Annotated in this window: 6 protein-coding genes; all 6 read right to left on the bottom strand. The window is 58.3% G+C overall.

Annotated features, from left to right (window positions below; genetic code table 11):
- Positions 1-294: 294 nt before the first annotated feature.
- The 6 genes from HY26_RS14090 to HY26_RS14120 all read right to left on the bottom strand — a co-directional run bounded on the left by HY26_RS14090 (position 295) and on the right by HY26_RS14120 (position 11,031).
- A complete protein-coding gene (locus HY26_RS14090) occupies positions 295-5,427 on the bottom strand; it encodes a hypothetical protein (protein WP_146740242.1) in 5,133 nt (1,710 codons plus the stop codon).
- 142 nt (positions 5,428-5,569) lie between these two features.
- Positions 5,570-7,483, bottom strand: a complete 1,914-nt coding sequence (locus HY26_RS14100) for an ATP-binding protein (RefSeq protein ID WP_112073859.1) — start codon at positions 7,481-7,483, stop codon at positions 5,570-5,572.
- A 117-nt stretch (positions 7,484-7,600) separates the two neighbouring features.
- On the bottom strand, positions 7,601-9,412 hold the full coding sequence (locus HY26_RS14105; RefSeq protein WP_158531511.1) for a DUF3363 domain-containing protein: 1,812 nt from the start codon (positions 9,410-9,412) through the stop codon (positions 7,601-7,603).
- Positions 9,413-9,501: 89 nt separating this feature from the next.
- Positions 9,502-10,356 (bottom strand): S26 family signal peptidase, encoded by an 855-nt coding sequence (locus HY26_RS19435; protein ID WP_370453448.1) that lies wholly within the window; start codon positions 10,354-10,356, stop codon positions 9,502-9,504.
- Positions 10,268-10,483, bottom strand: coding sequence for a helix-turn-helix domain-containing protein (locus HY26_RS14115; RefSeq protein WP_112073862.1), 216 nt, complete (start codon positions 10,481-10,483; stop codon positions 10,268-10,270). The genes HY26_RS19435 and HY26_RS14115 overlap by 89 nt, the downstream gene beginning before the upstream one ends.
- Positions 10,484-10,707: 224 nt before the next feature.
- The gene (locus tag HY26_RS14120) at positions 10,708-11,031 is read right to left on the bottom strand and encodes a DUF736 domain-containing protein (RefSeq protein WP_112073863.1); all 324 of its coding nucleotides are present in this window, start codon (positions 11,029-11,031) and stop codon (positions 10,708-10,710) included.
- Between the last annotated feature and the right edge of the window lie 219 nt (positions 11,032-11,250).

Genomic DNA, 11,250 nt, shown 5'->3' on the forward strand with positions numbered 1-11,250 from the left:
GTTCGTGCCATGTTTCATGACACTGAACCTGGCCAATCAGCCTCTCAGTCTCCAGAGAGGGAATTGGGGGGAATTTGTGGGGTATCCAGAAGGCGCAAGCACCAAAGGGCGGCTGAAGTGAAGTTCAGGGAGCAATGTGTAGGGTCAGAAATATCCCTTTAGCGGTCGTTAGCGAGCGCGTCGGGACGTTCCTGAAAGCAGACACTGAGTCACGTTCCCGATCAGCCACTCTCACGAGCTGGTGGCACTAATACTTGAGAATGCCGGTATAGTTCCGTACTCAGCCGACCGAGTTCATGACCCTTTTGAGAGCGTCTGAATACGCTTCAGCAGTGTTTCCCCAGCCGGTACGCCGGCAGCTGAAATCGCGACCGCGATCGGGCACCAAGTCTCCGCCTGTGCTTTTGTATGTATGCAGTCTTTCGCAATTGTGGCTACGCGCTCGCCAATCCTCGCCGTGCTCCAGAAGCCATCCTCGGCTTTGGCATGCCATTCAGCTGCAACTCGTTCTAGAGGCGCAGCTGAAACCTGTGTCGGGAGAAGATCCATCATATCGAGATAAAGCGTTGCAATTGTCGGGCAGGGGCCAGCGTCGACGGCCAATTCAGTCAAGGTATCGGAAAACGCAATCAGTTGCGCTTCACTGAACTCGCGCGCGTAAGAAACGCGGTCACCAAAGCCTCGGACTTGTTTCATGAAAAGGGTCGAAAGCAAATCATTGAGATGGATTTCAACCCGGCCATTCCTAGACCATTTATGGCGTTCCCATTGCTTGCGCGATTTCATCGACTTCCAAAGCCGCGCTCTCAATTTGGCCAGATGGTCGGTGTCGGTCGTGCCGCCTTTGAGATGTTGGATATCGCTTTCGATCAAGCAGGCCGCGGCGACGCTGAAAAACACTTCGGAGGAAAACTGATCGAGCAGCGCAAAGATCTGCTCTTCTTGTTTCGTCTCAGACCAATTTGAAGCGAGACGTGCGGCGCATTCAAAGAGCGGTGCGGTCCAGTGATTTTCAACATCAGGCGCATCTGCATCTTCATCCGGTCCGCCATTTGCCTGCACTAGCCAGTCCCGATTGGCGAGAAATAGGGCTTCGAGGGCGCCCGGATCCCCGACTTGCTTGAGGACCCCGATCCATTTGTCGCCGGTATGATAATCGAAGTGATAATCCGGAATTTCAGGTTGAGGCTGTTTTGGCGTAGGCGGCGCAGCGCCGCCGGGTAGGATAATACCGCGCCCTTCCGGGCGCTGGCGCATGGGCGGCGGGACGACCCAGCCTGGCTCTTCGCCTGCATCTGCGAGCCAGGCTAGTTCAGCTTCGACATGAGCCTTGACTTTGGCTTTCAACGTTCGATCGCGCTGTTCGAAAGCGCCGTCGGTTTCATCAAAATGAGCGCGACGCGGAATAAAGCAGGCTTGGAGCCCGGTGCGAATACAGGCTTTTAGCCTGTCTAAGCCCAGCGTCTCGGCGGCTCGCGGATAATGGTGCAGCGCAGCGACGGCACTCGGCGCATTCTTTAAGATTGCATTGAGCAGTTCTTCGTCGGATGGCCTCGTTTCTTCCGGACGGAAGAGATGGAGCAGGCCGACCAAACCGAGGGCGGCAGGGTCGTACATCACATCATAGCGCATATTGAGCCGTGGCCTGGTTGCGGGATCGAGGGCGCGATCAAAAATGGCGCGTAGCTTTGGCGCTTTGGCGCGAAGTTGCTCGCCGGAACATTGCCGAGCAAGAAAGGCCGCCGCGCCTAGGCGCGACAACCATGGATCATTCGGATCATGGTCCAGGGCGTCCTCTGGGGACGGTTCGGCGCTTTCGGTTTCCGCGAGCACGGCTTCAGCATCTTCGACCGAGGCGCTGACATCATTGGTCTCATCATCCATGGTCATGCGGATCGCGAGAGAGCGATTAAACGCCTGATGCTCTACCGCCGCCGCGGCAGAGTTCGTCGCCATCCATTCGGCCTGGTCCTCGGGCCAGTCATAGACCCAGCCTTGGAGCGGCGCGTCTTCCACCATCTGCGTCTCTTCGCGATAATTCTCGCGGTCTAAGGCGCGCCGTGCATAAGAGGCCATGAAGGCCGGTTCTTTCCAGTCGACCTCGGGCAGCTCCCAAGGCCCGAGCCGTTGAACGCCGGCGTCAAGACGTGCTTTCAAGGCCGTGAGTTCATCGGTCGGCACCCTTAGCGCGACCTGGATAAAGACGTCATGCAGCCCTGTGTGACGCGAGGGGCGCGCGGCGAGGCCCTGTTCAATGGGCCGGTCGCTTGCCGGGCCTTGGCGCAGGCGTCCAAGGCCGCCGCCTCTCAGGGTTTCGAGATAATCATATTGATGGCGTTCAAAATCTACGCTGAGCAGTTCGGGCGAGGCGAGCAGATCATGGAGGAGCGCGCCGCCAAGGATTCCGTGACACAGCGCCAAATCAGTAATGACCAGTAACAAGGCGCCCGAGATTGGCCCGTCGCCAGCAATCCGAGCCGCAACACTCTCGATGCCAGCGCCGTTTTCGATTTCGCGATGAGCCCAATGTTCGAGAGCGGCGAGGGCCTTGCCGACTAACTGCGAAGGCCCATGCCCGCGTGGCCAGCCATAGGAGTTACTCGGTTGGATCTTGCGGGTTTCGCCAAACAGTTCGAGTTCAAACGCGCCGCCGGTCTCGACTGTGGCTTCAGTCATCTTGGTCAGGGTCCGGATGAGTGAGAGACCTTGATCGGCATCGGTGTTTAATAGATCGGAGAAAGGTGTGATACCGCACTTGCCCAGGGTAAACAGGTGTTCCAAACGCGAAAGTCCGAGCCCGACCCTTCGCATGCGATCATCGCCGGACCGCTCATTATACTCCTGGCGCGTGGCTTCGATCAGTGCGGCAGCAAAGGCCGCGGGCGCAGCTTTCGGCAAGACGAAGGGATATTCCAAGAGCTCTGCGACTTCATCGACGGCACGATCAGACGCGGCAATCGCATTCAGGTATCGCTCGGCCGCACTGGGGTTCTTTTCCGCAAAGGCGGCGAGTGTCAGGCGCGCAGTGTCGACTGTATTACGCCCGGCTGGATACCGGATCGTTGGAGGTGGCTTGCCTGCGGGAATGTAATCCAACGAACGGTCTTCCACATGCGCTACAAGAAGGTCGGCGAAACGGTCCAGCAAAACGGGCGTGAGTTTCAGCTCTGTTGCGGCGAAGTACGCAATCCAGTTGTGCATGAGGTCTACAGCGCCGCGCAGCGCCTTTGATGGAAGCTCCCCAAATCTCAGAGCCGACCAGATGATGAGAGGCATCCAGAAGGCTGGGTCTGGTACGGCCACGGATTTCGTAGATATGGTTCCATTGCCATCGGGCGAGGGCACATTGACTTCAACTTCAATAGAGTGCGCGCCGATGACGAGCCGGGAGAGGCGTTCGGCAAGCTCGCCCTTGTCAGCGAGCAGAACAGCTTCATGACGCGCAAACAGTTTCGCGGCACTTTCGGATCGCACCAAAGCCAGAAGTGCCAATCCGGTCCAGCGTTCATCAGCTTCGCTCGTCTGCAGCTTTTTGACGGCGTTGGCCCACAGCTCATTATCGTCTTGTTCAGCGAGATGACGAAAAGCGAGTTCGACGCCGCGTTCGAGCCAGAAAGCGGGCGGACCAGAACCCGCTAGAGACATCAGTCGCTCCGGGTCTTCGCTGAGATATGCGGCGATCGCCCAATCCGAGAAGAGATCGTGCTTGAACTTGACGCGTTCAGTGGCGAGTTCGGTGAGGACGCCGTCTTCGATCAGCGAAGAGACCGCCCCCGCGTCGGCGGACTCAGGATTGAGGTCCACCACTGAGGCGCCATCCAATTGCGCGCGGACCACGGCGAGCAGGATTCTGCGGCGTGCACGAGCCTCGCCCTTATCGTCTGTTGACGTGTGGCCACCAGATTGCCACCAGCCGACTGCAAAGCCAGCCTCACTCACTAGTGCTCCGGGGGCAGACCTCGCCACGACGAAGCGCTTCAAGATGAAGGGATTGCGCGCAAGATGCTTGGCTGGATGATTTGGCGCGAGGATTGCCCCAAGCGCCGGCACGGCGTGCGCGAGGGCAACCGCTTCATCATCGTCCAGTCCTTCAATGGTCAGCGTCTCGCACGCCTCAAGGGCGCGCATGACCTCATCGCTGAAGGGCTGCGCTGCGCGCCAGCCCAAGCGGGCGGTGAAGACCAGCGTTAGCCCCGGGATCCTCGCCGCGGTTAGGATCAGATCTGAGACGGTTTTGCGCTCCCGCTCTGAGCGAAACCGATCGAGCCCATCAATATAGATGACGGCGCCGCCATCGCTGGCAAGATCAGTCAGGAAACGATCAGCGCTGACATCCAATCCCAGCTGGTGTTGCAGTGCGCTCCAGCCGCCGCTGGGCACACGGTCCGGCGCAAGTACAAGTGTGGGAGCGTGTTCGGCTTGCGCCGCAGCGGCGATTTTCAAAAAGGCGGATTTACCTGAGCCGCCGGTTCCGGTGATTTCCAGCACGCCGCTGCCGGACTGAGAATTCGCAAGCGCCACGTCTAGCGCCTGCCGTTTGGCACTGCGCAGCATGTGCGCGCCAGCGATTGTGGTGTCGGTGTCCGAGAGGGCAAATCTACTGAGCTCGGCGACTTTGGCGCGGGCCGCAGCCAGACGGGGTGCGGGGCCAATGGCGACCTTGCGTTCGGCGAGGAGCTCGACCAAGCGCGGGCGGTCGAGGTCGCCGCCAATCGCGTCGGTGCGCATCAACACGGAGACGAGTTCGCCGTAAGGGTCAGTTCGATCCTTTGTCAACGTCGCGGCGCGCCAACGGTCGGCTTGTTCCGCAATCGACCCTGCACGGGCGTAATCGAAACGGAGCACGCTGAAACGCCGCAGAAGGTCGAATGCCAAGCGAGCAGGATCGGCGCCGGCCTTGCCTAAATGGTGTTCAAAGGCGGTGACGAAATCGCGCATCGCCTGATTGCTGCGCCCGGGCGTGGCGAGCAATGTGCGAAACGAGCCCTCATCGCTTACGTGTTTGGCAAGCTCCAATGCTTCATGGACGCCATTTTCAATGGCACCGCTGGTTCGCTCAATGGCCACCGCGAAGCGACGTTCTGGATCTATGCTTTGCGCCGCAACCATATCGGCGACGATGTCGCCAAAAACAGTGTTCGATTTGGTGAAGCTGAGTGAGCGCTTGGCTTGGATCTCGAGGGTTTGGGTCGCGCCCTCCCAACTTACCCCAGTCAGAATGATATCATCCAGTGGGTGGCCCTGGTCCCGACGCTGGAAGGCGATTTTGCTGGCAACGGCTCCGGGAAGGCCAAAGCATTCGGTCTCTGCGAGGACAGCTAGCGCATAATGCACGCCGACCGACACTTCAAATTGCGGTCCGGCCGGACCAGTCATGCGCGGAGAGTCACCGGATGGTGTGTTGGAGGGGATAGGAAGGTCGGTCATGTATCGTCAGAAGGGGGGCGCCCGACGCTTTCTATGAATCTCTTATTTCTGAAACTGCGCCCCCAGCCGACGTCAGCCTTAGGCGCAATTGCAGAGAACCCAGGGATGTGTCGCAGAATTTGGAGCGCCGACATCTGAGTTATTAGATTTCCCTGCCTATCAGCAAATCGGGTTGAACCGACTCTGGCACTTCTTTTTGCAAGATTGCTTGCATAAAGGGCGCGTCGGATAATCTTCGATGAAGGTTTAGCATGCGCTTTTCCGCTTGGCCGATGAACGTCGAATAAAGCATTGGCAAAATCCGGACATTTTCGCCTTCGGTCCGCACGCCGTGCTCGCCGGCTTCAATCTGGTCGCCTAATACAAATCCTCGCACTTTGGTGAGATCATCAATGTGGCCCCGATTGTTGAGCTCTTTGATATACTTCCAAGCTTGGTTCTTTTCATCGCTTCCCAGCGGAACTCCGGGACGTTTTAGTTCAATGATGACCATAGATTCCGTTCCGGCCTCATTGCTTTCTTCATCAAACCGAGGCCGCGCATAAATTCCGAGCGTTCCCTCCGGAAGAACAACGAAATCTGGCCTGTTGCGCGAACCTTTTTCTATGCTCCCAAAGAGTTGCTGAATAACCGTTGTCATGCCGCGATTGGACGTGAACTCAATGCTCTCAAATTCCGGTCCAAATATCCACAACGCTTGTTCGAACAACGGCTGAAGCTCTTGAACTTCATCAGTCTCGGGATCGTCTGTTTTTCGCCTGATCTCTTCGATCAATTTTAGTCGCCGCGAGACCTCGTCCAATGCCGCTTTCGCCGTTTTTATCGACCACTCCTTCATCACGTCGTTCAGTGCATCAATGTCATCCGGTGAAATGTCGTGTAGTCGGTCTAGGAGCTCATATTGCGACTCTGCCATCTCCATTGTGGCCAACAATCCCATCACTTGATCAATTTGTTTCTCGCCAATCGTCGGGCACTTTTCGATCAACTGGGTTAGCATGCCATTCCACCGATCTTGGCTGAGTTTTGGCAATGCGCGAACTTGTTCGCGATGAGCTTCTTCGACTTTTGCCTTTGTCTCGCGCCGTCTCTCTTTCAGTACTTCGGCGATCACGTCTCTAATACGCTCATGCACCGCATCTTGTGTTGCTGCGAATTTCGGATTGTCCTTTGCAAAGCCCGACCAATCTGCCTTGACAGCGGGTTTAAGAAAGTCCGCAAGCACCACAAAGCTATAGCGTTTCGCCTCTTCAGTGCGACCGTCAATGAACTTGCCTTCAAAAGCGCGCCAATTGGCATGCCCCACCAACCGCCGGTGGACCCACCAAGCGATGCCGTGTTGCTTCGTCGTGCGGTCGGCTCGCTGAGCATCGATCGTTAACACCCGGGCGACCCCAACGTCTTCGACAGGAACATCTAACGTCTGCAGTGCGTCGTTCGGAACATCTTCAAAAGTCACGCGTATCCCGTCAACCGAGACTGCGAAACTCGGATCAAGCAAGAACCGAGTACTGAGCAATCCCCTGACATCATCTGCCGTTAAGTTGGAAGGGACCACGCTCTCAGCAACAATCTCCGTGCCATGACCTACAACGCCTTCGCTTTGATCCACAAGCTCGATCTCGATTGGATTGTCTTGGCCTTGACGGACGCGGTAGGTGACTTCCTCGCCATTGCACCAGGTGCGAACGCGATAAGGAGAAGAAAACAAAAAAGCCGCATGACGGCCGCGGCCATTTTGCCCGTAGACTTCTCGAGGGAGCGCGTCTCTAAGCTCCTCAGGCGGCGTTTCAGATGCACCCTGCGTATCGAGGCGATTGTAGTCGAGCGTACGCCAGCGTTTCTCGAACTGCGCCCGTGTCATCCCCTTGCCATTGTCCTCAATGCGAAATGGCGTTCCTGACTTTCTATCTGGCCAATCAATCGTTACCTTTGTAGCGTAGGCGTCCCAAGAGTTGGCAACCAGCTCGACTAGCGCTGTCGTTGGATCAGACATAATCTGCCCGGCATGCTTCCCTAAAAAGCGCTTGTCAAAAAGTGTTCCTTGCTCAGCCATGTCGACGCGCTGCAATTTCCTGCTTTGGTTGCAGTATCTACATTAAGCAGCGTCGAATAAACTGGCCAGACATTTTAGGTCTCGGCTTCTCAGGTTTTTGAATATCTCCTGTCGGGATCATTCAGGCGTCCCAATCCCGCGCCCCAACATCCAGGAAATCCTCCCCCCGCGCACGACGCCGGACACCTCCATCCCGCGCCGCTGTTCAAGCACTTGCCGCCAGGGAACAATCGTAAAATCCCGCTGTCGCTCGATGACGGCAAACTTCCCGCTCACCCGCGAGACCGGCTCGCGGTAGGCGCCGTCCACATGGCCCCGATCCGGCGCCGGTGAATAAGGCTTCCCGATCTCGTCACTCAGTGACCGGCCCGCCTGCGCAAGGTCGCGCTTCAACAGCTCAGACTTCTGTGCTGCGGATAACCCTGCGCCTGCCTCTACCTTCATTCCGATACCGGCCAGAAACGCACGCCGCTTCACCTGCGCGTCAGCGACCTCCTGGCCAAACCCAATCGGCACACCGGATGGAGGAGGTGCTTCATCCAGCCAGGTCAATCCAAGCGCAGATTCCTGATCCTTCAGCCCAAGTTCAGACCGCACGAGCAATTGCGCCGACCTGAACCGTGCCTGTGCCCGCTCATACGCTTTCGCGCGATCCAGATAATCCAGTGGGATTTTCCAATCCGCCTCCGCCGTCCGTTCGACGTGACCAGCGCGCCTCAAGGCTTCCAGTCTCCTCACATGCGCCGCGACAAATTCCGGTGCCGATCGCGGATCATCGGCCTGGTGCAGGCTTGCCGAATAGGTCCCGCCATTAGCCCGCGCGATCCCGTCGATCGTGATGTCTGAAGGTTTCGGCTCAAGATTTGGTGGCGACACAGTGACGATCGCGCCGCGCTTCAGATCCTCGACTTCGCCGGCAACACCGAGTTCAACAAACACGGCGCGGCCGTCGAGACTGTCGATGATGGCGTAGGCTCGATCATGCGCTTTGCCCGTGAGGCCCGTCTGTAGGACTGCACCCGTCACGCTCCGCCCATCCGGATCGGACTTGTCAAAGATCGCGTCCGCATCCAGTCGCCGGTCTCCGCGTCCTGCGAGCGCGCGGTTCATCGTCTTGATGATGTCATGACGCTCGGACAGGTCTCGCAGGATGTCCCGGAAATTCTCCCGCATCTGCCAACGTCCGGCGCCGAGCTTCTGGGCAAGCCCAAGCCGTTCCAGTGTCCTGAGCCGGGCGGCATGCAGGGTGCGATAGTGCGAGGGACTTTCCTTCAACAGGAACTCCCCCTCAGGATCGATCTGCCTGGCGATGAAATGATCGATCCGCGTCACCCGTTCGGCGGCAACCTCGGCATTGAGTTTCCGCTCCTGTTCGAGCCTTGTCTCCGGGCCAAGCTCCAGCGTGACCAAATCCTCCGCGCGCTCTCGGATTCCATGCGAGATGTACGCCCGCGGCATCACAAGATCGGAGCCATCTTCACGGCGTCCTCGGATCACCAGATGCGCATGCGGCCGGCCCGTATCATGGTGCACGGCGCCGACCCATTCGAGGCGCGTGCCGAGGTCGGTTTCCATCTGCGAAACGAGGTCTCGGACGAAGGGCTTGAGGTCGGCGATTTCGGCGCCATCCTCGGGCGAGACGATGAACCGGAAATGATGCCGGTCGTCGGCAATGGACTTGGTGAGGTCGGACACGCCCGCATCCTCGCTCATGGCGTCGAAGAGTTTGCCGCGATCCTTCTCTTCAAGCGCGGCGTCCCGGCGAATGTATCCGATGTGCGCGGCAAGGGCGGCTGTGCTCGACGCCGACATGCGCACGATGCGCGCCTTGACGATGACGCGCCGTTGTCCGCCGCGCGGGGCAGGACGCGGACGAGCCGGCAGGGCAGTGCGCCTAACGCAGCCGGCAGAGGACAGGGCTTTCGTCATCCGCGTGAGATAAGTCTTCGCACGTCCCCCTGATCCAGTGGACCGAATCCTGCCAGGTCTCGGCGTGAACGGATTGTCCGGCGGCGTGCTCATTCCGGCTGATCCGGCGGGAAACAGGCCAATTTTCCGGAATGGAGCCACCCGATCCTGTCGTCTTCATTGAGTATTCGCTCAGATGACGGAGCTATGCCGTCAGGGATGGAACCATAAAAATCGATGTGCAGACAAGGCGATGCCCCCTCATTGGCTCCATGAGCTTTTATCTTGCATTCCGTACCGCCCCCTAGTTGCCCTCTCATTCCGTCTGGTCGCGCCTGAACTGCGGGGCCCATCCAGACAGCCCGGCCGATGATGTCGGTCTTCCGTACGGCACCAAAATACCGCCCATCAAAGGAGTCCTGTGTGCGGTCCGACAGGAGCAGGACTTCATGAGGAAGGAGGCGGCGGCAAGTCCGCCAGGGCGAAGGGAGCGGTCGTCCTGTCTTGTCTGCCGCGAGAATTCGGACGGTGGGCACGTCGTTGATTTCCAGGACACCGCCGGTATCACAGACAGTGTCGCCTTCGAGCGCGGCAACAGTCTTGATGACGGGGATTGCGCGCGGAAGGTATCCCCGCTGCGATGCAAATTCGGCCGCTTTCTGGGGCAGGTTCGAGACAACCTCATCACCACGCACAACGTGCTCAAGGGGCTCTATCCGATACCATCCCTGCGGTGCGCTTTCGCTCGGATTGTAGAGCAAAATGGATGGTAGGAGCCCTGTTGCGGGAAGCGCAATCAGTGCCGATCCAAGGAATGAAAGCGTGGTCCAGTACACTTTCCGAAGCCGTCGGTTCGTACGTTTGGAATTGACCCGGTTATGATCCATGACGAGGCTTCCGCGACTTGTTCCAGACCGTCGAAAATGCATTGAGATCTTCGAGATGATAGACGACGGTTCCGCCATGTTTTCGGTATTCGGGGCCGTCATTCGACCAGCGCCAGTTTTCCATTGTACGTGCTGAAATGCGCAGGTAGCTGGCGGCTTCCTGTGTCGTCAGGAACGGGCTTTGTGGAGTATTCGGTTCGCTCATTGCTTTGCTCCCGGTACAGCCAGAAGGAAGCAGAGGCAGATCTTAATTGGCAGGGTCGAAGTCGCCCTGAACCCGAAATCACCCTGCAGGTAACCAAGATTTCCAATGACCCGCTGCGTGCGGCAGCGGGTCCACATTCCTGGCGCCTTCAGAAAATTCAAGCAGGGAAAAGCCGCCCCGGAGGTGTTCTCCGGAGCGGCTTCGATGGGATGTGATGCCGGATCCTAGTCCCTGGGGTTCCAGAGGATCACGTGGCGGCCTTTCTTGCCCTTGACCGGAGCGAGGTTTGCATAGATCCGGCGGGGACCGATTTGCGGATCGGCGAGGGTCAGCGAGACATATTCGCGTCCCGAAGACTTCGCCTTGCGCATCCAGCCGCCGCCGATTTCGGTCGAGGTCTCTCCGGCGAAGATGCGGTAGTCCGGTTGGCCTTCAGAGGCTTTCTCGCCATTCTTCTCGATGCGGATGGCCGCATTAAGGTTCATCATTGCGAGGGTGCCTTCAAAGCCGGCCTTGGTCTCGCTGACATATCCGAGTGCGTTTGCCATTGGGGTTCTCCTTTTCGTTCCTTTGGCTTGGTCTCCGGGGACCCCTTGTCCCCGTCGACGCCGGACCGTGAGGACGCTCTGAGCCGGTCCTGAACCCGCTCTCTTGCGCGCTCGTTTATCCGAAAAGTGGGAACCACTTTTCGGGCGAGACGCGAGGCGGGGCGCAACGCAGTGGAGCACCGGTCGGACGGAGAATTTTGATGGTGTGGACACCCCCAA

Origin of the sequence: Hyphomonas sp. GM-8P, from assembly GCF_003263315.1 — a bacterium.
Classification (GTDB): Bacteria; Pseudomonadota; Alphaproteobacteria; order Caulobacterales; family Hyphomonadaceae; genus Hyphomonas.

Coding starts and splice junctions, on each gene's coding strand:
- HY26_RS14115 (WP_112073862.1), bottom strand. CDS start 10,483: ATGAGCGAACCGAATACTCCACAAAGCCCGTTCCTGACGACACAGGAA.
- HY26_RS14105 (WP_158531511.1), bottom strand. CDS start 9,412: ATGACGAAAGCCCTGTCCTCTGCCGGCTGCGTTAGGCGCACTGCCCTG.
- HY26_RS14120 (WP_112073863.1), bottom strand. CDS start 11,031: ATGGCAAACGCACTCGGATATGTCAGCGAGACCAAGGCCGGCTTTGAA.
- HY26_RS14090 (WP_146740242.1), bottom strand. CDS start 5,427: ATGACCGACCTTCCTATCCCCTCCAACACACCATCCGGTGACTCTCCG.
- HY26_RS19435 (WP_370453448.1), bottom strand. CDS start 10,356: ATGGCGGAACCGTCGTCTATCATCTCGAAGATCTCAATGCATTTTCGA.
- HY26_RS14100 (WP_112073859.1), bottom strand. CDS start 7,483: ATGGCTGAGCAAGGAACACTTTTTGACAAGCGCTTTTTAGGGAAGCAT.